Origin of the sequence: Kribbella sp. CA-245084, from assembly GCF_050942355.1 — a bacterium.
Lineage (GTDB): Bacteria > Actinomycetota > Actinomycetes > Propionibacteriales > Kribbellaceae > Kribbella.
Map to the genome: position 1 here is coordinate 6,848,312 of NZ_CP192053.1, position 23,583 is coordinate 6,871,894.

Here is a 23,583-nt window from a genome sequence, read left to right on the forward strand (position 1 = left end):
GACCAATTTCATTCCACCCACGACCGCACAACGGGCACGCGGGTTACAAGAGGCTCTCGCTCGATCTGAGTCCCCCCGGACTTCTCCGACGCAGGCGGCGCAAGGTCACATCCACAGGAGGGTCGCCACACAACACAGGGTGCCGGGAGCACAGCCCGGATCGTGACGAGAGTTCACCGATCACCTGGAGGGGATCGGGTGAGTCGAGACTAGCACCACTACGGGTCGTCCGGTTGACTCGGTCTGTACAACGCGTGTCAGCGCCTCAGGATTCCCCCGCCTCAGCCGGCTTCCATGGACCAGACCTGTACGCCGACTGGATCAATGCCCAGCTCGTACTTCGTCCAGCCGTCCGGCGGCTCCGGCGTACCGCCGAAAAGATCGCCCTGACCTGCACCTTTACCGTCGTGACCGCCCAGTACGGCGACTGTCGGACCGGCTCCGCTGATGATCGCGGCCAGCCCACTGCCGCGCAGTTTGTGCACCAGCGCGAGGCTCTCGGGCATCGCCGGCTCGCGGTACTCCTGATGCAGCCTGTCCTCGGTCGCGGTCAGCAGCATTTCCGGCCGGCCGGTCATCGCCGCGACGAGCAACGCGGCCTTGCCCGCGTTCGCCGCCGCGTCGGTGTGGGAAACAACGCCCGGCAGCAGTCCGCGCGCCTCTTTGGTCAGCACGCGATTGTCAGGTACATAAGCAACCGCAGCCAATCCGTCCGCCGGCTCCAACCGGACCGCGCGGCCACGCCCCTCAATCGATGCAGGCCCTTCTGTCCAAGCGATTGTGAACCCTCCGAGGGCTGCCGCCGCAACGTTGTCCGGGTGCCCTTCGAGCTCGTTCGCCAGTACGACGAGACGCTCGCGATCGACCGGCTCCCCCGCCAGTGCGTACGCCGCCGCGAGGCCGCCGACGATCGCCGCGGACGACGAACCGAGCCCGCGACCGTGCGGGATCCGGTTCTCGCAGCGCAACGTGAACCCGGGCACCGACGCACCGAGCGTTTCGAGCCCGGCCCGGATCGACTGCACCACCAGATGCGTCTCGTCCAGCGGTACTTCGCCTTGGCCACATCCGCTCACCTGAACGGTCACGCCCGATCCGCCGGGCGTCACGACCAGGTCGTCGTACAGCGTCAGCGCGAGGCCGAACGCGTCGAAGCCCGGGCCGAGGTTCGCGCTCGTCGCCGGAACCCGGACCCGGACCTGATCACAGGATTTGTGTTCGCCCATGGCTGTCAGGCGAGCCCGGCGACGCGGGCGACCGCGTCGGTGTCGGCAGGGGTGATCGGCGACTCGTCGACCGTGGCGTGGTCGAGGGCCGTGTCGATGTCCTTCAGGCCGTGGCCGGTGACCGTGATCACAACGGTCGAGCCGCCTGGGAGCCAGCCCTGCGCCTTGGCATGCAGCAGACCGGCGACGCCGGCCGCCGAAGCGGGCTCCACGAACACGCCCTCACGCGCGGCGAGCTCACGCTGTGCGTTCAGGATCTTCTCGTCGGTGATCATCTCGATCCGGCCGCCCGACTCGTCCCGCGCGGCCTCGGCCGGCGTCCAGGACGCCGGGTTGCCGACCCGGATCGCGGTGGCCGCGGTCTCCGGCTTCTCGACGATCGCACCGCGCACGATCGGCGCCGCGCCCTCGGCCTGGAACCCCCACATCTGCGGGGTCCTGGTCGCGAGCTTGTCCTTCGCGTACTCCTGGTATCCCTTCCAGTAGGCCGCGATGTTGCCCGCGTTGCCGACCGGAAGCAGGTGCAGATCGGGGGCGTCACCAAGCGCGTCGCACACCTCGAACGCCGCGGTCTTCTGCCCTTCCAGGCGGACCGGGTTCACCGAGTTCACCAGGGCGACCGGGTAGTGCTTGCCCAATTCGCGCACGATCCGCAGGCAGTCGTCGAAGCCGCCGTCGATCTGCACGAGCTTGGCGCCGTGCACGACCGCCTGCGCGAGCTTGCCCTTCGCGATCCGGCCGGCCGGGATCAGCACCAGCGGGACCATCCCGGCGCGCACGGCGTACGCCGCGGCCGAGGCCGACGTGTTGCCGGTCGAGGCGCAGACGACCGCCTTGTCGCCGGCCTGCGCCGCGAGCGAGATCGCCACGGTCATGCCGCGGTCCTTGAACGAGCCGGTCGGGTTGTTGCCCTCGACCTTCAGCCAGACCTCGCAGCCGGCCTGCTCGCTCAGCCACTGCGCGGCCACCAGCGGCGTACCGCCCTCGCCGAGCGTGACGACCGGCGTGTCCGCCGATACGGGAAGCCGGTCCCGGTATTCCTCGATCACGCCCTGCCACTGGTGAGCCATAGTTCTACTCGCCTTCCACCCGCATCACACTGCTGACTTCCCGAACGATGTCCATATCGCGCAAGGCCTCCACGGTCGCGGACAACGCGGCGTCGGTCGCGGTGTGAGTCACCACCACCAGCTCCGCGTCACTGCCCCGGCCTTCCTGGCGGACGGTCTGGATCGACACGTCGTGCTCGGCGAAGGCCTGGGCCACCGCCGCCAGCACACCGGCCTTGTCGGCCACGTCCAGCGACACGTGGTAGCGCGTCATCGCGTCGCCCATCGGCCGCACGGACCGCTGGGTGTACGACGACTCGCCGACACCCGGCACGCCCTTGAGCCGGTTGCGCGCGGCGGACACCAGATCCCCGAGGACTGCACTGGCCGTCGGGGCGCCGCCGGCACCACGACCATAGAACATCAGCCGCCCGGCTGCCTTGCTTTCCACGAAAACCGCGTTGTACGCGTCCCGAACACTGGCCAACGGATGCGTGACCGGGATCATCGCCGGATACACCCGGGCGCTGACCGAGTCGGTCGTCTCGTCGAGCTCGCAGATCGCCAGCGACTTGACCACACAGCCCATCTCGCGGGCCGACGCGATATCGGTCGCACTCACCTCGGTGATGCCCTCGCGGTGTACGTCGGCGATCGAGACGCGGGTGTGGAACGCCAGGCTGGCAAGGAGCGCTGCCTTCGCGGCCGCGTCGAATCCCTCGATGTCCGCGGTCGGGTCGGCCTCGGCGTACCCGAGCGCCTGGGCCTCCTCGAGCGCCTCGTCGAAGCCGGCGCCGGTGGTGTCCATCTTGTCGAGGATGTAGTTCGTGGTGCCGTTGACGATGCCCATCACCCGGATCACGTCGTCACCGGCGAGCGACTCGCGCAGCGGCCGCAGGATCGGGATCGCGCCGGCGACAGCGGCCTCGAAGTACAGGTCGCGCTCGTACTTCTCGGCGGCGGCGAACAGCGTCGGGCCGTCCTCCGCGAGCAGCGCCTTGTTCGCCGTAACGACGGAGGCGCCGTGCTCGAGCGCGGTCAGGATCAGGCTGCGGGCGGGCTCGAGACCGCCGATGACCTCGATCACCAGATCCAGGTCGCCGCGCGACACCAACGCCTGCGCGTCGGTCGTGATCAACTCCGGGTCGACCGCGATGTCGCGCGCGCGGCCGGGACGGCGTACCGCGATGCCTGCGATCTCCAGGCGGGCGCCGACGCGGGCCGCGAGATGGTCCGCCTGCTCGGTCAGGATCCGCACCACTTCGGTGCCGACCACTCCGCAACCGAGCAGGCCTACCTTAAGAGGTTTGTTGTCGTTCATTCGGCGGTCCCCATATCAAGGCGCAGCAGGTCGTCTTCGGTCTCACGGCGTACGACGACCCGCGTTCGACCGTCCTTGACCGCGATCACCGGCGGCCGCGGCACGTGGTTGTAGTTGCTCGCCATCGAGCGGCAGTACGCGCCGGTCCCCGGGACGGCGATCAGGTCGCCGGGCTGCACGTCGGCCGGCAGGAACTCGTCCTTCACGACGATGTCCCCGGCCTCACAGTGCTTCCCGACCACGCGGGCCAGCGTCGGCTCGGTGTCGGAGTACCGGTTGGCGATCGTGCAGGAGTAGTCGGCGTCGTACAGCGCGGCGCGGATGTTGTCGCTCATCCCGCCGTCGACGGACACGTACGTCCGCATAGCGCCGGCGTCGAGCTCGACCTCCTTGACCGTGCCGACCGTGTACACCGTGCACATCGCCGGTCCGACGATCGCGCGCCCCGGCTCGATCGACACCTTGGGCACGTCGACCTCGAACGCGCGGCACTCGTGCTCGACGATCTTGCCCATCTCGGTCGCGAGCTGCGCCGGGTCGGACGGGTCGTCCTGCGTCGTGTACGCGATGCCGAACCCGCCGCCGAGGTCGAGCTCCGGCATGTCCACGCCGAGCTCGTCGGAAACCCTTGCGTGCAGGGCGATCACGCGCTTCGCGGCGACCTCGAACCCGGACGAGTCGAAGATCTGCGAGCCGATGTGCGAGTGCAGGCCGAGCAGCTCGAGCTCGGGCGCTTCGTTGACCCGGGCAACGGCTTCGAAGGCCGCGCCGGACGTGATCGAGAAGCCGAACTTCTGGTCCTCGTGCGCGGTCGCGATGTACTCGTGGGTGTGCGCCTCGACGCCCGCGGTGACCCGGATCATCACCGGCGCGACGACGTTGCGCTCCCCCGCCAGCTCGATCAGCCGGGAGATCTCGTACTGCGAGTCGACGATGATCCGCCCGACCCCTGCGTCCAGCGCGCGTGCCAGCTCGGACTCGGACTTGTTGTTGCCGTGGAACCCCAACCGCTTCGGGTCGGCACCCGCCCGGAGCGCGACGGCCAGCTCTCCGCCGCTGCAGATGTCGAGGTTCAGGCCCTCTTCCATCACCCAGCGGACGACCGTCGTACAGAGGAAGGCCTTGCCGGCGTAGTAGACGTCGAAGTCCTTGAAGGCGGTCTTGAACGCCCGGGCGCGGGCCCGGAAGTCGTCCTCGTCCAGGACGAAGGCCGGGCTGCCGTGCTCGGCGACCAGGTCACGGACGTCGACGCCGCCGACGACCAGCGAGCCCTCGGCCGTCTTCTTGGCCGACATCGACCAGAGCGAGGTGACGAGGTCGTTGGGGTCCCGCGGCGCGCGCAGCCAGGGCGGAGCCCGGTGGCCGATGTCGGCGTGCAGCGCGCCCGCCTCGTGCGCCCTCACATCCGCTCCGGTGCGGAGACGCCGAGCAGGTCGAGCCCGTTGGCGAACACGGTCCGGGTCGCGGAGACCAGGGTCAGGCGAGCCTTGTGCACCGGCTCCACCTCCTCGTCGCCGCGTGGCAGCACGCGGCAGCTGTCGTAGAACTTGTGGAACGCCGACGCCGTGTCCTCCAGGTACCGCGCGATGCGGTGCGGCTCGCGCAGCTCGGCGGCGGTGGCGACGACGCGCGGGAACTCGGCCAGCGCGCGGAGCAGGTCGCCCTCGCGCTCGTGGCTGAGCAGGCCCGGATCGAACTCGTCCAGCTTGATGCCGAGCTCGTCCGCGTTGCGCAGGATCGAGGCCAGCCGGGCGTGCGCGTACTGCACGTAGTACACCGGGTTCTCGCTGGCCTGGCGGGTCATCTCCTCGATGTCCAGGGTCAGCGGCGAGTCGGTCGGGTAGCGGCAGAGCGTGTAGCGCAAGGCATCGACGCCGCCCTCCTCGACCAGCTCGGCGAGCGTGACGATCGTGCCGGCCCGCTTGGACAGCTTCATCTCCTCGCCGCCCTTGAGGATCTTCACCAGCTGGCCGATCAGGATCTCGATGTTGTGCTCGGGGTCGTCGCCGGCGCAGGCCGAGATCGCCTTGAGCCGGTTCACGTAGCCGTGGTGGTCGGCGCCGAGCATGTAGATGCAGGTCTCGAAACCACGCTCACGCTTGTTCACGTAGTACGCCGCGTCGGAGGCGAAGTACGTCGGCTCGCCGTTCGAGCGGATCAGCACGCGGTCCTTGTCGTCGCTGAAGTCCGTGGTCCGCATCCAGAGCGCGTCGTCCGCGTCGTACAGATGGCCCTGCTCGCGGAGCTTCTGGATCGCGTGGCCGACACCGTCCTGCTCGTGCAGGCTGCGCTCGGAGAACCACACGTCGAACTTGGTCCGGAAGTGCTCGAGCTGGGACTGCTGCTCCTTGAGCTGGCGCTCGTACCCCGCCTCGCGGAACGCGATCGGCTGCTCGGCGTCCGGCAGCTCGGTGATCCCCGGCACCTCGGCGACGATCTGCTTGGCCAGGTCGAGGATGTACTCCCCGTGGTACCCGTCCTCGGGGATCGGCTGCCCGTGCGCGGCCGCCTGCAGGCTGGCCCCGAACTTGTCCATCTGGTTGCCGCGGTCGTTGATGTAGAACTCGCGGGTCACGCTCGCGCCCGCGGCGGCCAGCACCCGGGCGAGCGCGTCGCCGACGGCCGCCCAGCGGGTATGACCGAGGTGCAGCGGGCCGGTCGGGTTCGCCGAGATGAACTCGACGTTGATCGCGCGGCCGTGCAGGCTGTCGCTCGACCCGTACGCCGCGCCGGCGTCGAGGATCGACTGCGCGATCTTGCCCTGGGCGTCGGCGGCGACCCGGAGGTTGATGAACCCCGGTCCGGCGATGTCCACCGCGGTGATCGCCTCGTCGTCGCGGAGCCGGGCGGCGAGCAGCTCGGCGAACTGCCGCGGATTCATCCCGGCACGCTTGCCGAGCTGCATCGCGACGTTCGTGGCGTAGTCCCCGTGCTCGGGGTTCTTGGGGCGCTCGACCTTCAGCTCGCGCGGCAGCCCGCCCTCGACGGCGATGGCGCCGTCGTCGGCGAGCGCGGCCAGGGCCTGCAGGATCTTCTCAGCGAGCTGTTCCGGAGTCACCGCCTCAGCCTAATGGCCCTACCCCCAAACCCTTGACCCGCTATCCACAGCCCGGTACGCGGTCAGCTCCGCGCGCTCACCGTGATGTGGCCGTTACGCACCAGCGGGGTGTCCCAGGCGGCGGGTGAGCCGTTCACCGCGACCTTCAGGCCGGCGCAGGCATCCGCCAGGCAACGGGCGTCGTACTTGATGCCCCAGAGGGTGAAGAACTGGGACAGGGTGGGGTGGTCGGAGGTGGTTTTGGCCTCGACCCAGACCAGGCCGTCGGTGGTGTGGGTGTGTACGGCGGCCTGCTCGGCCCGGAGCTTGTCGATGCCGATGCCGGCCGGGACCTCTACCGGCTTGCCGTCCACGGTGACCGCGATGTGCACGGTGTACGGCGACGGGCCGGAGAAGTCGAGCGGTAGGCGTTCGAAGCCGGCCTTGTCGATGTACGAGACCGCGTCGCGCGGGGCGTCCCAGGGCGGTGCGGTGGTCCGCAGTACGGCGGCGGCCGGGGGCGCGGGACCGACCTGGCAGCCGCCCACCACGCTGCTCGTGAGCAGCAGAGCGGCTACCGTAACGGCCGTTCGCCAGCTGCCTGCTCTCATGCAGAGCAGGTTGCCATGCGGCGCGACGTACTCCGCCGGAGGGTCAGCGCTCCGACGGCATCAGCACCCACAGCACGATGTAGACGAGGAACTGCGGGCCGGGCAACAGACAGCTGACCACGAAGATCAGGCGCATCGTGTTGGACGAGATACCGAACCGGCGAGCGAGTCCGGAACAGACACCGCCGATCCAGCGATCATTTGACGGGCGGACCAGAGAGCTAGCCATGAGTACCGTTTTCCTTTCCACTGTTGGGCCTTACCCCCACTATGACGGCGCCGGTACCCGATCTGATCCCGCCGCACGGGGGTTCCAGGGTCCGCTCAGGGGTCCCCCGTACGACGATCGAATTAGCGCTGGAAGCGGTACGTCTTGCTGTCGATCCCGACGCAGACACTCGGTGACATGACCACGACCCGCAGCGTCCCGTCGTTCTCGTAGTAGTCGATTCCCTCCACCTCGAAGGAGCCGGAGCAGCCGCTCTGGAGCGGGAGCTGGCCTAGTGAGGTGACGTGGCCGGTCACGTCGCCGGACCCGACCGGCGCGGTCAGATCGACCTGGAGCAGCGGCTTCGTCGTACCGAACAGGCTGCCGTCCGGGTCGTCGGAGGAGCAGAGCAGCTGTGTCGCGGTGGCGAAGTCACAGCCCTGTACGTCGCGGATCTGGTGGTCGAGGCGGACCGCTGAGGCGTACGGGAGGTTCTGCGCCGGGTCGGTCGCGGCGACACCTGGCATCGGGAGGACGAGCAGGCGGTCCATCGTTCCCCACTCGCCGGTGACCATCCACTGCGCGTCGGGCGAGACGGCGGCGAAGCTGTTGTTGTTCGCCTCCCACGGCTCGAGCGCGTGGACGTAGTTGGCCCAGGTGCCGCTGGGCGACTGCACGCGGTACAGCTTCCCGTTGCGGTCGTCCCGCTGGTACGGCTCGACGTACCAGCCCTGTGCGGCACCCGGGTCGCCGACGTGATTCCAGCCCCGCACCAACAGGTCGGCCGGAATGGTGCCTAAACCGGTGTAGCGGTACTGCGTACTGCCGCCACGTGTGACTGTGGCGAGTCCCTGACTTTCATCCAGCGGCCGGGCGTTGTCGGACCCGACGATCCTCCATCCGGTGACGGCTTGAGCCTGAGCAGGCACAAGCAGGGCGGCGAACACCATGACAAGAGCAATCCCCAGTTTGCGCATGCCCCGGTTTCTACCCGGCCCAGGTGTCCCCCAATTCGGGATCAAGCGAACTTTCCTGCTACTGTTCTGCAAGTTCCTGAGCCCCCGTAGCTCAGGGGATAGAGCACCGCCCTCCGGAGGCGGGTGCGCAGGTTCGAATCCTGCCGGGGGCGCGTACAAGCCGAACCATTGCGGTTCGGCTTTTGTCGTTTCAGAGCCCGATTGCGGACCGGCAGTAGGTCCACATCTTGTGGCGGTCCGCGTCTGTTTCGCGGGTTCGGTTGAGGTAGTGGGTGGGGCGGGGCTTGCGGTCGTGCCAGAAATGGCCGGTGGGGAGGGGGTGGGTTGTGGCGGCCAGCCAGACGGTTGTGTCGGCTCCTTCGGTGGGGGTGCGGAGGAGGGGGCGGGTGAGTTTGGTGAAGAGCGGGAGTGATGTGGTCAGGCCCGGAGTGGTGGACCAGCCGGGGTGCATGGTGGCTACGAAGGTGGGGGCCAGGTCGGTGGCCAGGAGTGGGGTCAGGGCTACCTGGATGCGCTTGGAGCGCGCATAGGCGGTCGCACCGCGGTAGGTGCCCTCGCGGTACTCCGGATCCTCGGTCGGCAACTGCTGCGTGTACATGCCTCCGGACGCGACGAAGATGACGCGGCCGTTCGTCAGCAGGGGTTTCAGGAGCTCTGTCAGTAGTAGCGGGCCGAGGACGTGGGTGGCCAGCGTGAGTTCGTGGCCCTGGGGTGATTCGGTGCGCTGAGGTGGCATGACGCCGGCGTTGTGGATCAGAGCGTGGATCGGCTCGGTCAGCCGGCCGGCATAGCGGCATACGGCGTCGAGGTCGGAGATGTCGCACTCGTCGACCACGAAGGTGGCATCGGGGACCTCACCGCGCAGATCGGCCACGGCGCGCGCTGCCTTGCCGGCGTCGCGGACTACCAGACGGACCGTGGCGCCCAGCCCGGCCAGGCCGGATGCGGTGGCTTTGCCGAGCCCGCTGCGCGCACCGGTGACCACAACGGTCTTGCCTTGCAACGCGTCACGCGCGGGATCGTTGCCAGGCCATGCGCGGCTGCGGAGCCGGTAGCCGAGTTTGCTGTAGCCAGGGATGACCGTCCGGTCCAGGAGCGTGTCCAGCACACTCATGCCGCTAGCTTCCCCAGAGCGTCGCGCAGCCCCTGCTCGGCATCCTCTCCGAGCCGGTCGAACGGCTTGCGGAAGAAGGGCTCGGCCAAGCGGGCCAGGCCTTTCAGCTGGAACTCGGCGCGATAGGTGATCCGGGTGATGTGCGCCTCGACGCGGAACGACATGGTGTCGTGGGCAACGACTGTGCGGTTCTCACCGCGCAGGACGATGCGGTCCGGCCGGATGCACTCCACCACCTCGTAGAGCAGCTCGGTCTCCCGGCCGGCGAAGCGCGAGGTGTTGCGGTACGTCGTACCGATCCCGCCGTCGCCCTGCAGCAGCACGGTCCGGACCGTACCTGGGTCCCATTCCTCGGTACTGCGGAAGTCGGCGAGGTAGTCGAAGACGCGCTCGGGGGTGGCTGCGACGGCCACTTCACGTTCGATGACGATCATCGGGCCTCCTCGGCTCGTTCGGCGGCGTGCGCGATGTTGCGTTGCATGCCGCCGAAGACGACGTCGTGGAACGGCCGGATGGCCGCCCAGTACAGCTCCCCCGGCAGACCCCGTGGATGGAACAGCGCGCGCTGCCGGAACAGCGTCCGCCCGTGCTCGTCAGTCCCGGCCCGCAGCTCGAGCCAGGCCTCCCCCGGCAACCGCATCTCGGCGCGCAACCGCAGCAGCCGGCCGCGCTCGAGCGTCTCGACCCGCCACCAGTCCAGCGGATCGCCGACCGACAACGTGTCCGGATGCAACCGGCCACGCCGCAGCCCGGGCCCACCGACGATCCGGTCGAGCAGTCCGCGAGTCCACCAGCCCAGGCGCCACGAGTACCAGCCGCGGCGACCGCCGATGCCTTCGATGACATTCCAGAGCCGCTCCGGTGACGCGTCGACCGCACAGTCGCGTTCGTCGAGGTACAGCGAGCCGCCCGACCAGTCCGGGTCGCTCGGCAACGGATCGCTCGGCGCACCGGGTGTCGAAGCGGACGCCCACGACGTACTGACGTCCAGGTCGTGCACCTTCTTCAGTGCGAGCGAGACCGCACGGTCGAACCCGATCCCGCCGGACGGCCGCGGCTCGACGTACCTGTCGATGTCGTGGTCTTTGCAAACCACCTCATGCACCAGGCTGTCGACCAGTGGCCGTGCGATGCCACTGGGGACCGGCGTGACCAGTCCAACCCAGTGACTGGACAGACTGGGAGTCAGCAACGGCACCGTCCTGATCCGGCGCGGGCGCAGGCCCGCTACGGCGGCGTACCGCTGCATCATCGCGCGGTAGGTCAGCACGTCCGGTCCGCCGATGTCGAAGCCACGGTTCACCTCGGCCGGCATCCGGGTGGACCCGACGAGGTAGTGCAGTACGTCGCGAACCGCGATCGGCTGGATCCGCGTGTCCAGCCAGCGCGGCGTGATCATCACCGGCAGCCGCTCGGTCAGGTAGCGCAGCATCTCGAACGACGCGGACCCGGACCCGATGATCACCGCCGCCTGCAGCACCGTCGTCGGTACGCCGCTGGCGAGCAGGATCTCCCCCACCTCACGACGAGAGCCCAGATGCGGCGACAGCTCCTCGCCGTCGGGGTGCAGACCGCCCAGGTACACGATCCGCCCGACACCGGACTCGCGGCAGGCCTCTCCGAACGCCAGTGCCGTACGCCGATCGCGCTCCTCGAACCGCCGGCCGGTGCCCATCGAGTGGATCAGGTAGTACGCGACGTCGACGCAGTCCAGTGCCCTGGTCAGCACCGCCGGGTTGGAGGCATCACCCTCCACCACGTCGATCCGGCTGCGCCACGGACGCGCGTCGAGCCGCTGCGGATTCCTGGCCAGGACGCGGACCTCGTACCCGGCCGCGAGCAGCTCCGGCACCAGCCGTCCGCCGATGTAGCCGGTGGCTCCCGTGACGAGGACACGAGTCATCGGTCGGTCCATTGCTCGGCGGCGGTCACCGGGTCGGCATCGACGTACTGCGCACCGACGGCGGCGGCGAGCTCGGTGGACGCACCAGGTCCGGCTAGAGCGACAGGCCAGACCCGCGCCAGCTGGGTCAGGTCGGACTGCACCCGCTCGAACCGCTCGGGATCAGAGGCCGACAGCATCACCACATCCGGCTGCAGCACTCCGGCTGCATGCTCGATGTCGACCATCGGCGAGTCCGAGCCCAGATAGATCACTCGCCAGCCGGACCGCCGCAGTACCAGCCCGAAGGACAGCAGGGCTATGTCGTGCAGCTCACCGGGCGGACAGGCCAGCAGTGCCCGCGGGCCCTGGCCTCCACCCCACCCAGGGGCCAGGCCCGCGAGCCGGGACCGGATCAGGTTGCTGGCGAAGTGCTCCTGCCCGACCGTCACTTCGCCCCGGCCCCACCGGTCACCCAGCTCGTGCAGGTAAGGAATCAGCACGTCCCGGATGACAGCCTCGATGGTCAGCGCACCGAACAGCTCGTCCAGCACGCGGTGCGCCGCCCGCTCGTCCAGGTCGTCCAGCGCCGCCCGCAGGTTGGCTGAACCGCCGGCCTCCGCCTTGCGTACGGAGACCGGGTCGGCAGCCACGGTCGAGCGTTCGGCCAGCACTGCGCGAGCCGCCTCAGCCGCGGACAGCCCCTGGGCGAGGAACGCCCGCATGCGCTGCACCCGGCGTACGTCGCTCTCGGAGTACAGGCGGTAGCCGCCGGAGGAGCGCGTCGGCGTCAGCAGCCCGTACCTGGTCTCCCAGGCACGGAGGACGTGCTCACTGACGCCGGCGCGCTTGCTCAACGCACCGATCCGCAGACCGCCGGGCACCGAAGTCTCCACAAGGACACTATACAAACTCTAGACAGACCTTTGACTAGCTTCAACCGATCTGCCTAATCTCTAGACAGACCTTAGACAAACCGTGAGGTGCTGCCGATGCGAGAGACCGTGGCCGTGGTCGGTGCCGGAGTGTCCGGCCTGACCGCCGCGTATCTACTGACCCCTTGGTACGACGTGACGCTGTTCGAAGCCGAACCGCGGCTGGGCGGGCACGCCCATACCCACGACCTCACCGACCCCGCCGGCCGTCCGCTCGCGATCGACACCGGCTTCATCGTGCACAACGCGCGGACCTATCCCCTGCTCCGCCGGCTGTTCGCGGAGCTGCACGTACTGACACAACCGACCGAGATGAGCATGAGCATCAGCGACCCGGCCAGCGGCCTGGAGTTCGCGGGAGGTCGCGGGCTGACTGGTGTCTTCGCCCAGAGCCGCCGCCTGTCGGACCCACGTTTCCTCCGCCTGCTGACCGAGGTACGCCGCTTCCACCGCCGCGCCGCCGCCTATGTCGAGCGGACCGCCGACGACGATCTCGCGACGTTCGGCAAGTTCCTCGAGGCGGAGCGGTTCAGCCCGGCCTTCATCCGCCTGTACGCGGTCTCCGTCGTCTCCTGCGTCTGGTCCTGCGGCGGCGGTTCGGCCCTCAGCTACCCGGCGCGCTACCTGTTCCGGTTCCTCGACCACCACGGGATGCTCTCGGTGAGCGGTTCGCCGCAGTGGCTGACGGTCACCGGCGGCTCCCGGCAGTACGTCGATGCCCTCGCCGCCCGGCTGGATGCTGTCCGTGCGGGCCTTCCGGTGCAGGCAGTTCACCGCCACCCCGACGGCGTCACCGTGAACGTTGCTGACGGCAACACAATGGACTTCGACCGGGTCGTGCTGGCGACGCATGCCGATAAGGCGCTCGATCTGCTCACGGACGCGACGCCCGCGGAGAAGACGGTGCTCGGCCAGTTCGAGTACAGCCGCAACGAGACCGTCCTGCACACGGATGCGTCGTTGCTCCCCGCAACGAAGAACGCGCGCGCCAGCTGGAACTACGTCGTCCGCGACGAGGCGCCGCTGACGACGTACTGGATGAATCGGTTGCAGGGCCTCGAGACCGAGGAGACGTACCTGGTCACGCTCAACGGTGGCGAGGCCGTCGATCCGGCGAAGGTGATCGCGCGGATGGACTACGAGCACCCGATCTACACCCCGAAGGCAGTGGCCGCGCAGAGCAAGCTGGCGGCGCTGAACACCGGCCGGATCGCGTTCGCGGGGGCGTATCACGGCTGGGGATTCCATGAGGACGGCTGTCGCGCCGGGGTCGCGGCGGCGGAGTCCTTCGGGGTGCGCTGGTGACGATCGTCGGTGAGTTCCCCACCCTCCCGGCGGTCGTCACCGGCTTCGTCCGGCACGCGCGCTCGATCCCGATCCGGCACGCGTTCCGGCACCGGGTCTACCAATGGCTCGTCGATCTCGACGACCTGCCGCGCCTGCCCTGGTACCTGCGGCCGCTCGGCGGGTTCGACGTACGCGACCATCTCGGCGGCGACGGCCCGACGATCAAGGCCGGGGTACGCCGCTACCTGGCCAGTCAGGGCATCGAGTACGACGGGCGGATCGTGATGCTGTCCAACGCCCGCGTACTCGGCCACGTCTTCGACCCGATCACCGTTTTCTGGTGCATCGACAGCCCGTACGTCGTCGCCGAGGTCCACAACACGTACGGCGAACGGCACGCGTATCTGCTCACGCCGGATGCGGACGGCAACGCCGAGACCGCGAAGAAGTTCTACGTCTCGCCGTTCAACGACGTGTCCGGCGACTACCGGCTCCGGTTCGAGCTCGATCGAAGCCGGGTGCGGGTCCAGGTCAGTCTGTCCCGCGGCCACCACACGGTCTTCGGTGCGAGCTTCGACGGCGTACCGCGACCAGCCACCCGCCGGGCGGTGCTCGGGGCCGCCGTACGCATGCCACTGATGCCACAGCGGGTGTCGGCACTGATCCGGCTGCACGGCCTGTACCTGTGGGCCCAGCGCCTGCCGGTCGTGAAGCGGAAGTCACTGCGCGGCCGCGTCGCCCGGTCGATCGTCGACCGGGTGCTGGACCGCGTGCCGGTATGTGCGGTCTACCCGGACGGCACCGTCCGCGGCGGCGGTCGCCCGGACGCGCCGACGCTACGGATCGTCCGGCCTGACGCAATGTTCGAGCGGCTCGCGCACAATCCGAAGATCGGTCTCGGCGAGGCCTACACAGTAGGCGACTGGACAGCGGCCGAGGGCACGGACCTCGGTGAGCTGCTCACCCCGTTCGCCGCGCAGCTAGCTCAGCTCATGCCGCACTGGATGCTGCGCTTCCGTCGGCTGGTCGAAGAGCGCGTCCCCGACCGACTGCGCAACACGCCGAATGGTGCCCGCAGCAACATCAGCGCGCACTACGACCTCAGCAACGCCTTGTTCGCGGCCTTCCTGGATCCCGGGATGTCGTACAGCTCAGCCATCTTCGAGAGCGCCGAGCAGTCCCTGGAAGACGCGCAGACGCGCAAGGTGGAGCGCATCCTCGATCTGGCCGGGGTCCGGCGAGGCAGTCGCGTGCTCGAGATCGGCATCGGCTGGGGCACGCTCGCGATCGCCGCCGCACGCCGTGGCGCCCACGTCACCGGCATCACGCTGTCGAGCGAACAGCTGACGCTCGCCCGCAAGCGGGTCGCTGAGACCGGGCTGAGCGTCGATCTGCGGTTGCAGGACTATCGCGCGGTGACCGGTTCGTACGACGCGATCGTCAGCGTGGAGATGATCGAGGCGGTCGGCGAGGAGTTCTGGCCGGAGTACTTCGGCACGCTCGACCGGCTGCTGGCACCCGGCGGATCCGTTGCCCTGCAGGCGATTCTGATGGACCACGACCGGATGCTCGCGACCCGGCACTCGTACAGCTGGATCCAGAAGTACATCTTCCCGGGCGGACTGATCCCCTCCCGGACCGCGATCGACGAGACGCTGGCGCGCCATACCGCCCTGGTGGTGCAGGCCGATCATCGCTTCGGTCCGGACTACGCCGAGACCCTGCGCCGCTGGCGGCGGCAGTTCAGCGCGAACTGGCCGGCCGTCCGCGCGCAGGGTTTCGACGAGAGCTTCCGGCGTACGTGGGAGTTCTATCTGGCCTACAGCGAGGCCGGCTTCGCGTCCGGCTACCTCGACGTCGGCCAGCTCCTGCTCAGGCGGTCCGATCCTCGCCCGGAGTCCGGCCGAACGCCTGATGGTAGGTCCGGGTGAAGTGCGCGGAGCTGGTGTAGCCGACCTGGAAGCCGACTTCGGCAGCGGTCAGGGACTGGGTGCGGAGCAGGATCCTGGCCTCCTGCAGCCGGATCTGTTTCTGGAACTGGATCGGTGTCATCGAGGTCGCCGCGCGAAAGTGCCGGTGGAACGTCGACGGACTCATGCCGGCCAACTCGGCGAGGTCGGCGACCAGAAGAGGTTCGTGGTGATGGCGGCGGATCCAGCTGATGGCTCGGGAGATGTGAGCCAGCATGCCGTCGGCCAGACCGATCTGCCGGACCAGTCCGCCCTGTTCACCGGTCAGGAGCCGCCACAGGATCTCCCGCCGGATCCCCGGCCCAAGCACCCGTACGTCGTCCGGACGGTCGGCGATCCGCAACAGCCGTACGACGGGATCGAGCAAGTCAGGCGTCGCGTCGCTCACCACCAGACCGGCGTACTGCGGCGGCCGCGGCGGGATGTCGAGCAGCAGCGGAGCGATCTCGACCGGATCGAGTCGCAGGCTGACGACGGCGAACGGTTCGTCCGGCGTCGCCTTGAGCGCCTGGCCGACGACCGGGAGATCCAGCGAGGTGACGAGGTACTGGCCGACGCCGTACTCGTAGGCGACGCCGTTGAGCATCGTCAGTTTGACGCCTGAGGCAACGATCGCGACCGATGGCTGGGCGATGCTCGCGGTCAACTCGGTCGGTTCGTCGCGCCGACTGACCTGTACCCCGTCGATCAGGTGCACGCTGTGCCCGCGCTGGCCGGCCGCGTGCCGAATGATCAGAGTCCGGAGTTCGTCGAGCGGGTCCACCTCTCCAGTGGAGCGACTTTGACAGGATCGCGCAAGCCGGCGCCAGGATGACGCTCACGCCCGGTCGCCGTCCGGTGCTCTGATGAAGGGACCACCACGAGAAAGGCACCACCCGTGAATCGCAGAATCCTCGGCGGCACCGGTATCTCGGTCAGCGACCTGGCTCTCGGCGCGATGATGTTCGGCGCGATGGGCAATCCCGACCACGAGGACTCGGTCCGGATCATCCACCGCGCCCTCGATGCGGGGATCAACCTGATCGACACCGCCGACGTCTACTCCGGCGGCGAGTCCGAGGAGATCGTCGGTACGGCGATCCGCGGCCGGCGCGACGACGTCGTACTGGCGAGCAAGTTCGGCCTGCCGCGGGGCGAGGACGCGAACCAGCGTGGCGCGTCCCGCCGCTGGATCAGGCAAGCGGTCGAGGCGAGTCTGAGGCGGCTCGGCACCGATCACCTCGACCTGTACCAGCTGCACCGTCCGGACCACGACACCGATCCCGGTCAGACGCTGTCGGCGCTGTCGGATCTGGTCCAGGCGGGGAAGATCCTCGCGTTCGGTTCGTCGATGTTCCCTGCCGAGACGATCGTCGAGGCGCAGTGGACGGCCGAGCGCCGCGGCACCCATCGGTTCCTGACCGAGCAGACCATGTACTCGATCCTGACCCGGCGGCCGGAGGCGTCCGTGTTCCCGGTGGCTCAGCGGCACAACCTCGGCGTACTCACGTTCGGGCCGCTCAATTCTGGCTGGCTGTCCGGCCGGACCGACATGTCATCGACCCATCGCGCCGCGACCCGACCGTCGAGCTTCGATCCGACCAGCGCTACCGGTCAGGCCAAGGCCGCAGCAGTCGCGAAGCTCGCGACGGTGGCCGCCGAGGTCGGGGTGACGCTCCCCCAGTTGGCGATCGCGTTCGTCCGGTCCCACCCGGCCGTGACCTCGGTCCTCATCGGCCCACGCACGCAGGACCAGCTCGACAGTCTGCTGCCGGCCGCCGAAGTCCAGCTGACCGGCGACATCCTGGATCAGATCGACGAGATCGTTGCACCAGGCACCGAGCTGGACCCGGCCGACAACTACGCGGCCACCCCGCCCGCAATCGAGCATGCCCACCTCCGCCGCCGCTGAGCGTCCCGCCCCCGGCACTCCTCCGGGCCGGCGGCCACAGGTGCTCAGTCGTCGGGCAGCGCGACCAGCGAAAGCACCACCCGGTCCTTGCCGGACGACTCCCGCAGGTGCGGTTCGAGGAGGGCGTTGATTCCCCGGCGGATGGTCTCGAGGTCCTCGGGAGCGACGTACAGGGCGACCTGGCTGTAGCCGAGTTGGGGCAGCCGGGTCTCCAGGTCGCCGCGCTCGACCGCCCGGTCGAAGTCCGCGGCCAGGCGCGTGAGCATCATCAGGAACGCCTGGCGGTGCTGCTCCGGCGTCATCGCGCGCGCCTCGCGTTCGTCGATCCGGCCGACCTTGGTCTGGTCCAGGCTGAGCGTGCGCTCCGTCGTACCGCGGACCTTCCGCTCGCGGACCACGGTCAGGAAGCCGGCATCGATCAGTACGGCGACGTGGCGGTACAGCGACGTGCTCGGGACGTCGGGGAGGTCGCGCTTCAGGTCGGTCGTGGTCAGCTCGCGGCCGAGGACGCGCTGGACGATCCGCCAGCGGATCGGGTGCAGGAGCAGGTCCGACACCGGCGTGGATGACGGCTCGTCCATCAGGGTCGCTCCAGGGTTTTCACGGGTCACCATTAATCCCAAGTTTGGTAATAATAGCGTGAACGGAAGCATTTCCCCGTCGCCCAAGGAGAACGTGCTGTGTCGCTCACCCGTCGTACCGTGCTCAAGTCCGCCGCTGCCGCTGTGCCGGTCGCCGCGCTCTCTTCTTTGCCCGCATCAGCCACCGCCGTGCGTGAACCGGTCGCGATCGGGCGGCTGGCCGACAAGATCGAGGCAGGGATGGCGAAGTACGCGATCCCCGGTGTCGGTCTCGGCCTCTGGTACCGCGGTCGCGAGTACGTCCGCGGCTTCGGGATCACCAGCGTCGACACCAACGAGCCGGTGTCCGGCGACACCGTGTTCCGGATCGGCTCGACCACCAAGACGTTCACCGCGACCGTGATGATGCGGCTCGTCGAACGCGGTCGGGTCAGCCTCGACCGGCCGGTGCGCGCGTACCTGCCCGACTTCCAGACGGCCGACCCCTCGGTCGCCGCGCGGGTGACCGTGCGCCAACTGCTGAACCACACCGCCGGCTGGCAGGGCGACTACCTCGAGGACTACGGGGAAGGCGACGACGCGCTCGCGAAGTACGTCGCGGGGATGTCGAAGGTCCCGCAGCTCACCCCGCTCGGGAAGGTGTTCGCGTACAACAACGCCTCGCTCGGGGTGGCCGGCCGGATCATCGAGGTGGTGACCGGCAAGCCGTACGAGCTCGCCGCGCGCGAGCTCGTGGTGGATCCGCTCGGGCTCGACCACAGCCGTTTCTTCCGGAGCGAGCTGGGCGGATTCAGCGTCGCGGCGTCGCACAACATCGTTGACGGCAAGGCGGTCGTGGAGCCGGCGTTCGATGCGATTCCGCGCAGCCTGCAGTCGATCGGCGGGCTCATCTCGAGCGCCCGCGACCAGCTGCGGTACGCGCGGTACCACCTGGGTCACCGCGGTCTCCCCCACCTGCTCAGCGATCGCAGTCGATTGGCGATGCAGTCTCACCCTGGTCCCGGCGGCACTCTGTTCGTCGAGCTGAACGGTGTGGGCGTCAGCTGGATGCTGCGTCCGACCGCACAAGGCCCGACGGTCGTGCAGCACGGCGGCGACTGGTCCGGTCAGCACTCCGGCTTCCTGTTCGTGCCGCAGCGGGACTTCGCGATCACGTTGCTGACCAACTCGGAGAGCGGTCCGCTGCTGGTGGCGGAACTGTTCGCGGACGACTGGGCTCTGCAGGAGTTCGCCGGCCTCAACAACCTTCCCGCCGTACCGCGTGAGCTGCCGCCACGCCGGCTCGCGGAGTACGAAGGCACGTACGTCTCCCAACAGATCGGCCTCGACGGCAAGCCGGAGGACCTGGCACTCGACCTGACCGCCGACAAGGGCCAACTGGCCGCCGGCGCGGGTGGACAGGCGCTGCTCCGTCTCGCCTTCTACCGCAAGGACTACGTGCTGTCCCTGAACCCGGACGGCACCTCCACCCACACCCGCGCCAACTTCGTCCGCGGCAACAACGGCCAGGTCGAATGGCTCCGCTACGGCGGCCGCCTGTTCCGCCACCAGGCCACGACCGCTGGATCCCGTTCCCTGCGTCCTGCCAACCTCACCACCCGCCTGCTCTGACCGTTCCCCGGCTGGCCGTCGCCGTCATCAGGGCGGCGACGGCTTGCGGGTCGTCCCCCATCGGGACATGGCCACAACCGGGCAGCGTCTCGAGCCAGGCGCCGGCCGGGAGTTGCTCGACGTGCCGCGACCCTCGCCGCAGCAAGAGATCCCGTGAGCCGAAGGCAACCGTGATCGGCACGCGCAACCCGGCCCACCCGGCCAGGTAGTGCCGATCGAGGGTGGCCTCGAGGGTGGCGTCGAATCCGGGACTCATCGCCATGTCCCACACCATCGACCGGGCCAGTCCCGGGCTGATCCGAGCCGGCCGGCCAACGATCTGACGGAGCACGACGGCACGTCCGGCCCGGTGGCTCACCAGCCGCGAGAGCGGCTTGGCCCAACGCGTCGCGAGCCATCTCGTGGCCTGCAGGCTGAGCCGGTTGTACAACGGGGTGCGTCCCGGCCAGAGACCCGCGGGCGAGATCAGTACGAGCGCGGCGGTCGGTCTGACCTCGGCCAGTTCGAGGGCGACCCATCCGCCGAGCGAGTTCCCGGCGACAGTGGGTGAAGCGATGCCGAGACTGTCCAGGAGGGTGGCAACCGCATCCGCCAGCGCGGCGGGATCCGGTTCCACTTCTGCGGGTAGCGGCGGCGACTCCCCGAACCCCGGAAGATCAACGGCGATGACGTCGAACTGTTCGGCCAGTACGTCGACGACCGGGGACCACACCTGACGGGACGACCCGATGCCGTGCAACAGCACCAGTGGCGGTCCGTTCCCGGTTCGGTGAAAGGCAAGTCCGGCCATCGTCAGGCCCCTTCCTGAACCTGGAAAATCTCGTCGGCCAGAAGCCCGTGCGCTTCCCGGTGCACTGTCGACGCCGCTTCTGCCGACGGTGCCTCGACCAGGCAGAACACCTTGCCGTGTTGCTCGTTCACCCAGTACCGCAGGTAACGCACCTCGTGTTTGCCTTCGGTCTGCAGGTCGGCGGCGTGCGCCTTGGCGACATCGTCTGCCGAGACGCCGTCGGTGATGGTGTGGATGTCCAGATACAGCGGCATGATGCGCTCTCTTCCGTTCGTTGGTTGTTTCCGCAACGAACGTAGGTCGGCAGCCTCGGTCGGGAGATCCGTGCCGAGTACCCAGATCCCGCGCGTGCCGACCTAGTTCCTGGCGGCGTCCGGCCGGCCGGGAGCGTCGAGCAGGCCGCGCCGGCGGGCCTCGGCCGCAACCAGCGTGCGCGATCCGACCCCGAGCTTGGCGAGGACCGCGGCCACATGGTGCTCGACGGTCCGTGGCGAGATCACCAGATGCGCGGAGATGGCCGCGTTCGACTGCCCGCTCGCGACCAACGTCATCACCTCGCGCTCACGACGCGTCATGCCGGCCGCGTCGGAGCGGGTCGACGGCTGTGCACCCGCAGGGATCGCGCGCAGGCCGAGCCGACGCATCTGCCGGCGCGTCAACCGTGCGGCCGCGACCGCACCGATGGCGTCGAGGCGGCCTAATGCCTGCCGCAGCCCGGACTCCGAACCGGAGTCGAGCAGCGCGAGCGCGGCGTCGAACGGACTGCCGAGACCGTCCCAGAGTTCAGCAGCCCGATCGAAGTCTCCGCTCACCGAGCAGGCGTGCGGCTCCGGGAGCCTGGCCGGCGCCGGCGTCACGACGGCGCCGAGACGTACCTGCCAGGTCGCGATCTGGCCTTGGATCCAGTCGTGTGTCCGATCGGCGTGGACGCTCCCGACGGCGATGTCCTGCAGCGCAGCGTCGAGATCCCCAGCCAGCCAGTGCGCCTCGGCCCGCGCGGATCGGGTCAGCCCGGTCAGGTCCGGGCGCCCGGTCGCGTCGGCGCTGGTCACCGCTTCGTCCAGGTAAGGCCACGGATCGCCGTCGCCCCGCCGGGCCAGGACCCGCCCAAGAACGATCGCTGCCGACAGCCGGTTGAGCGGCGAGGCGCCACTGGCGAGAACCTGCCGGCACACGTCGGCTGCCTCGTCCCACCGGCCGAGGCCCAGCAGGATCTCGGCCCACGTGGCGCGCAGGTTGATCCCGAACCGGACCATGCCGGCCTCGTCGCAGAAGGCCGCTCCGAGGATGTAGTACGACTCGGCCTCAGCGGGCCGGCCGAAGTCACTCAGCGCCGTACACAGGTTCGCGTACGCACGCGCCGTCTGCTCGCGGGCTCCTAGTTCCAGCGCGATGTCGAGGGCGTGGCGCAGCAGGGGCATCCACTCTTCGCCGGACGTCCAGGCGACCACGGCTGCGGTGTTCGCGACGTCGCTCCGGACATCCGGGAGGTCCAGCTCGTCGGCCAGCTCTCCCGCCTGACGCAGCAAGGACGAGGCCGCTCCGATCTCGCCGTAGTGACTGCGCAATTGCGCGAGGTGTGCGTATGCACGGGCGAGCTCGGGGGTCGCGCCGCCGTCACGAAGGACGCCGACGGCCGCGACGGCAAGCTCCATGGATTCGGGACCACGGCAAAGGCGCCACATGGTCGCGGACAGCGCGCGCATCGCGTCGCACCTACGAGCTGGATCGGCGACCTCGGTCCACAGCTCGAGCGCGCGCTGACCGGCGTCCAGAGCCAGCTGCCAGCGCTCGACCACGGATGCCTCGGTCGCGAGCCGCGAGTACAGATCGGCGGCCGTCCGCGGCGCCAGGTGTCCGGCGTAACGCACCGCGGCCCCGAAGTGCTCGACGGCCTCACGGTGTGCGCCCAGGCCGGCTGCCCGCTCCCCGGCGGCCGGTGCGTGCAGCAGTACGGCGTCCCGATCGCCGGCGCCGTCGGCATGAGTGGCCAGCAACGCCTCGTCGGTGCTGCCCGAACGCAGGAGCGCCGCGAGGAGCTGGGCGTGCAGGGCAGCTCGGCGGTATTCGGGGATCTCGCTCAGCACAACTCGCCGGTTGATCTCGTGGCGGAACCGCAGCGTTCTCGCTTCGCTGACCAGCGCACCGGCCGCGACCAGCTCGTCCAGATCGGGCGTCGTCGTACCCAGCGACTCGAGCAGGCCGACGTCGATGCGGAGCCCGGCCACGGCGACGAGGTCGAGCACAGCTCGCGCCGAGTCGCTCAGCCGCGCGACCCGGGCGAGCACGGCATCCCGCGCGGAGGCTGGCAGCTCGCCGCCGGACTGCACGAGCTCGTGCACGAAGAACGCATTCCCACCGCTCAGCCGGTACACCTCCCCGGCCGCGAGCCCGCTGTCGGCGGCAAGGATCGCGACCGCGGCCTCCGACAGCGCGGGAACGGTCACCCTGCGCATCGCTCGTTCGCCGGCGAGGCCGCCCAGCGCGATGCGCAGCGCCTCGTCCGATCCGAGCGCGTCGTCGCGAAAGGTGACGAGGAGCAACGACCGCGTCGTACGGATCCGGCGACCGAGGAACCGGACCAGATCGAGCGTGGATTCGTCGGCCCAGTGCAGATCCTCGATCGCGACGACGACCGGCGTACCTGGAGCTGACAGGCGGCGGAGCAGGAGCGCGAACAGCTCGTCGCGTCCTGAGCCGTTGCCGCAGGCCTCGAGTAGTTCACCGCCCAGCTGGTCGGCGATCTCGAACAACGGGCCGAGTGGTCGCGGGGTGATCAGGCCGTCGCACGTACCGCCGGCCCAGCGGACATCGGCGAGGTCTCGTTGCAGCTGTTCCAGCAAGGCGGACTTACCGGCACCGGCCTCGCCCGAGATGAGAACCACTCGCCCCTCGCCGGCACGAGCCTGTTCTGCGTACTGCGTCAACGCCTCGAGAGCGCTGTCGCGCTCGAGCAAGAGCATGGCCCCAGTGTGGGACGGGCTCCGTCGAACCGTAAACACCGGGCGCCGGAATGGGTAGCGCCGCCCAGAAGGTGGGTGGATCCGTCACCGAAGTGCGGGCCGGCTGCCGATCCGCGCGGGCGGCCCCCGG

The 23,583-nt window shown here is 69.2% G+C and carries 21 protein-coding genes and 1 tRNA gene; 5 read left to right on the plus strand and 17 right to left on the minus strand.

Translation table 11 applies throughout. The features are described from left to right. Window positions 1-281 precede the first annotated feature (281 nt). The 8 genes from thrB to ACQPYH_RS32455 all read right to left on the minus strand — a co-directional run bounded on the left by thrB (window position 282) and on the right by ACQPYH_RS32455 (window position 8,429). On the minus strand, window positions 282-1,226 hold the full coding sequence (thrB, locus tag ACQPYH_RS32420) for a homoserine kinase (protein WP_432879152.1): 945 nt from the start codon (window positions 1,224-1,226) through the stop codon (window positions 282-284). 5 nt (window positions 1,227-1,231) lie between these two features. Next, window positions 1,232-2,296 (minus strand): threonine synthase, encoded by a 1,065-nt coding sequence (gene thrC / locus ACQPYH_RS32425; RefSeq protein ID WP_432879155.1) that lies wholly within the window; start codon window positions 2,294-2,296, stop codon window positions 1,232-1,234. Between the two features lie 4 nt (window positions 2,297-2,300). Further along, entirely contained in the window at window positions 2,301-3,596 is a 1,296-nt protein-coding gene (locus ACQPYH_RS32430; protein WP_432879157.1) for a homoserine dehydrogenase, read from the minus strand. Continuing rightward, a complete protein-coding gene (lysA, locus tag ACQPYH_RS32435; RefSeq protein WP_432879160.1) occupies window positions 3,593-4,999 on the minus strand; it encodes a diaminopimelate decarboxylase in 1,407 nt (468 codons plus the stop codon). Before lysA ends, ACQPYH_RS32430 begins: the two co-directional genes overlap by 4 nt. Next, window positions 4,996-6,654, minus strand: a complete 1,659-nt coding sequence (argS, locus tag ACQPYH_RS32440) for an arginine--tRNA ligase (protein ID WP_432879162.1) — start codon at window positions 6,652-6,654, stop codon at window positions 4,996-4,998. Before argS ends, lysA begins: the two co-directional genes overlap by 4 nt. A gap of 62 nt (window positions 6,655-6,716) precedes the next feature. Further along, a complete protein-coding gene (locus tag ACQPYH_RS32445; protein WP_432879164.1) occupies window positions 6,717-7,244 on the minus strand; it encodes a hypothetical protein in 528 nt (175 codons plus the stop codon). A 43-nt stretch (window positions 7,245-7,287) separates the two neighbouring features. Continuing rightward, window positions 7,288-7,473, minus strand: coding sequence for a PspC domain-containing protein (locus ACQPYH_RS32450; protein ID WP_432879167.1), 186 nt, complete (start codon window positions 7,471-7,473; stop codon window positions 7,288-7,290). 122 nt (window positions 7,474-7,595) lie between these two features. Continuing rightward, a complete protein-coding gene (locus ACQPYH_RS32455; RefSeq protein ID WP_432879170.1) occupies window positions 7,596-8,429 on the minus strand; it encodes a hypothetical protein in 834 nt (277 codons plus the stop codon). Between the two features lie 80 nt (window positions 8,430-8,509). Between ACQPYH_RS32455 and ACQPYH_RS32460 the strand changes: the two genes are divergently transcribed. Beyond that, window positions 8,510-8,581: transfer RNA gene (locus ACQPYH_RS32460), tRNA-Arg, on the plus strand. Window positions 8,582-8,619: 38 nt separating this feature from the next. Here ACQPYH_RS32460 and ACQPYH_RS32465 read toward each other — a convergent pair. The 4 genes from ACQPYH_RS32465 to ACQPYH_RS32480 are packed head-to-tail and all read right to left on the minus strand — an operon-like array spanning window position 8,620 to window position 12,321. Beyond that, window positions 8,620-9,543: an SDR family NAD(P)-dependent oxidoreductase gene (locus tag ACQPYH_RS32465; protein WP_432879173.1), complete on the minus strand. Its 924-nt coding sequence runs from the start codon at window positions 9,541-9,543 to the stop codon at window positions 8,620-8,622. Then, complete coding sequence (locus tag ACQPYH_RS32470; protein ID WP_432879175.1) at window positions 9,540-9,977, minus strand: SRPBCC family protein; 438 nt, start codon at window positions 9,975-9,977, stop codon at window positions 9,540-9,542. Before ACQPYH_RS32470 ends, ACQPYH_RS32465 begins: the two co-directional genes overlap by 4 nt. Continuing rightward, window positions 9,974-11,446, minus strand: a complete 1,473-nt coding sequence (locus ACQPYH_RS32475) for an SDR family oxidoreductase (RefSeq protein WP_432879178.1) — start codon at window positions 11,444-11,446, stop codon at window positions 9,974-9,976. Before ACQPYH_RS32475 ends, ACQPYH_RS32470 begins: the two co-directional genes overlap by 4 nt. Further along, window positions 11,443-12,321 carry a MerR family transcriptional regulator gene (locus tag ACQPYH_RS32480; RefSeq protein ID WP_432879180.1) on the minus strand — a complete coding sequence of 293 codons (879 nt, stop codon included), beginning with the start codon at window positions 12,319-12,321 and terminating at the stop codon, window positions 11,443-11,445. The genes ACQPYH_RS32475 and ACQPYH_RS32480 overlap by 4 nt, the downstream gene beginning before the upstream one ends. A gap of 96 nt (window positions 12,322-12,417) precedes the next feature. Between ACQPYH_RS32480 and ACQPYH_RS32485 the strand changes: the two genes are divergently transcribed. Next, window positions 12,418-13,665 (plus strand): NAD(P)/FAD-dependent oxidoreductase, encoded by a 1,248-nt coding sequence (locus ACQPYH_RS32485; protein WP_432879182.1) that lies wholly within the window; start codon window positions 12,418-12,420, stop codon window positions 13,663-13,665. After that, entirely contained in the window at window positions 13,662-15,578 is a 1,917-nt protein-coding gene (locus tag ACQPYH_RS32490) for a DUF1365 family protein (RefSeq protein WP_432879185.1), read from the plus strand. Before ACQPYH_RS32485 ends, ACQPYH_RS32490 begins: the two co-directional genes overlap by 4 nt. Here the strand turns inward: ACQPYH_RS32490 and ACQPYH_RS32495 are convergent. Further along, a complete protein-coding gene (locus tag ACQPYH_RS32495) occupies window positions 15,520-16,380 on the minus strand; it encodes an AraC family transcriptional regulator N-terminal domain-containing protein (RefSeq protein ID WP_432879187.1) in 861 nt (286 codons plus the stop codon). The genes ACQPYH_RS32490 and ACQPYH_RS32495 overlap by 59 nt on opposite strands. Before the next feature lie 114 nt (window positions 16,381-16,494). Between ACQPYH_RS32495 and ACQPYH_RS32500 the strand changes: the two genes are divergently transcribed. Further along, a complete protein-coding gene (locus ACQPYH_RS32500) occupies window positions 16,495-17,508 on the plus strand; it encodes an aldo/keto reductase (RefSeq protein ID WP_432879190.1) in 1,014 nt (337 codons plus the stop codon). A gap of 44 nt (window positions 17,509-17,552) precedes the next feature. On the opposite strand, the gene ACQPYH_RS32505 is transcribed toward ACQPYH_RS32500, so the two are convergent. Beyond that, complete coding sequence (locus ACQPYH_RS32505) at window positions 17,553-18,089, minus strand: helix-turn-helix domain-containing protein (protein WP_432879192.1); 537 nt, start codon at window positions 18,087-18,089, stop codon at window positions 17,553-17,555. A 99-nt stretch (window positions 18,090-18,188) separates the two neighbouring features. On the opposite strand from ACQPYH_RS32505, the gene ACQPYH_RS32510 reads away from it, so the two are divergent. Next, on the plus strand, window positions 18,189-19,700 hold the full coding sequence (locus ACQPYH_RS32510; RefSeq protein ID WP_432879194.1) for a serine hydrolase domain-containing protein: 1,512 nt from the start codon (window positions 18,189-18,191) through the stop codon (window positions 19,698-19,700). On the opposite strand, the gene ACQPYH_RS32515 is transcribed toward ACQPYH_RS32510, so the two are convergent. From ACQPYH_RS32515 to ACQPYH_RS32525, 3 genes are all read right to left on the minus strand, one after another. Then, on the minus strand, window positions 19,681-20,490 hold the full coding sequence (locus tag ACQPYH_RS32515) for an alpha/beta fold hydrolase (protein ID WP_432879197.1): 810 nt from the start codon (window positions 20,488-20,490) through the stop codon (window positions 19,681-19,683). The genes ACQPYH_RS32510 and ACQPYH_RS32515 overlap by 20 nt on opposite strands. Before the next feature lie 2 nt (window positions 20,491-20,492). After that, the gene (locus ACQPYH_RS32520) at window positions 20,493-20,744 is read right to left on the minus strand and encodes a DUF4242 domain-containing protein (RefSeq protein ID WP_432879199.1); all 252 of its coding nucleotides are present in this window, start codon (window positions 20,742-20,744) and stop codon (window positions 20,493-20,495) included. Window positions 20,745-20,846: 102 nt separating this feature from the next. Continuing rightward, complete coding sequence (locus ACQPYH_RS32525; protein WP_432879202.1) at window positions 20,847-23,453, minus strand: ATP-binding protein; 2,607 nt, start codon at window positions 23,451-23,453, stop codon at window positions 20,847-20,849. Window positions 23,454-23,583 lie beyond the last annotated feature (130 nt).

What these genes read in the sequence shown, in the direction of transcription:
- thrB (WP_432879152.1), bottom strand. Translation starts at nt 1,226, where the DNA reads ATGGGCGAACACAAATCCTGTGATCAGGTCCGGGTCCGGGTTCCGGCG.
- thrC (WP_432879155.1), bottom strand. Translation starts at nt 2,296, where the DNA reads ATGGCTCACCAGTGGCAGGGCGTGATCGAGGAATACCGGGACCGGCTT.
- ACQPYH_RS32430 (WP_432879157.1), bottom strand. Translation starts at nt 3,596, where the DNA reads ATGAACGACAACAAACCTCTTAAGGTAGGCCTGCTCGGTTGCGGAGTG.
- ACQPYH_RS32445 (WP_432879164.1), bottom strand. Translation starts at nt 7,244, where the DNA reads ATGAGAGCAGGCAGCTGGCGAACGGCCGTTACGGTAGCCGCTCTGCTG.
- ACQPYH_RS32450 (WP_432879167.1), bottom strand. Translation starts at nt 7,473, where the DNA reads ATGGCTAGCTCTCTGGTCCGCCCGTCAAATGATCGCTGGATCGGCGGT.
- ACQPYH_RS32455 (WP_432879170.1), bottom strand. Translation starts at nt 8,429, where the DNA reads ATGCGCAAACTGGGGATTGCTCTTGTCATGGTGTTCGCCGCCCTGCTT.
- ACQPYH_RS32465 (WP_432879173.1), bottom strand. Translation starts at nt 9,543, where the DNA reads ATGAGTGTGCTGGACACGCTCCTGGACCGGACGGTCATCCCTGGCTAC.
- ACQPYH_RS32470 (WP_432879175.1), bottom strand. Translation starts at nt 9,977, where the DNA reads ATGATCGTCATCGAACGTGAAGTGGCCGTCGCAGCCACCCCCGAGCGC.
- ACQPYH_RS32475 (WP_432879178.1), bottom strand. Translation starts at nt 11,446, where the DNA reads ATGACTCGTGTCCTCGTCACGGGAGCCACCGGCTACATCGGCGGACGG.
- ACQPYH_RS32485 (WP_432879182.1), top strand. Translation starts at nt 12,418, where the DNA reads ATGCGAGAGACCGTGGCCGTGGTCGGTGCCGGAGTGTCCGGCCTGACC.
- ACQPYH_RS32505 (WP_432879192.1), bottom strand. Translation starts at nt 18,089, where the DNA reads ATGGACGAGCCGTCATCCACGCCGGTGTCGGACCTGCTCCTGCACCCG.
- ACQPYH_RS32515 (WP_432879197.1), bottom strand. Translation starts at nt 20,490, where the DNA reads ATGGCCGGACTTGCCTTTCACCGAACCGGGAACGGACCGCCACTGGTG.
- ACQPYH_RS32520 (WP_432879199.1), bottom strand. Translation starts at nt 20,744, where the DNA reads ATGCCGCTGTATCTGGACATCCACACCATCACCGACGGCGTCTCGGCA.
- ACQPYH_RS32525 (WP_432879202.1), bottom strand. Translation starts at nt 23,453, where the DNA reads ATGCTCTTGCTCGAGCGCGACAGCGCTCTCGAGGCGTTGACGCAGTAC.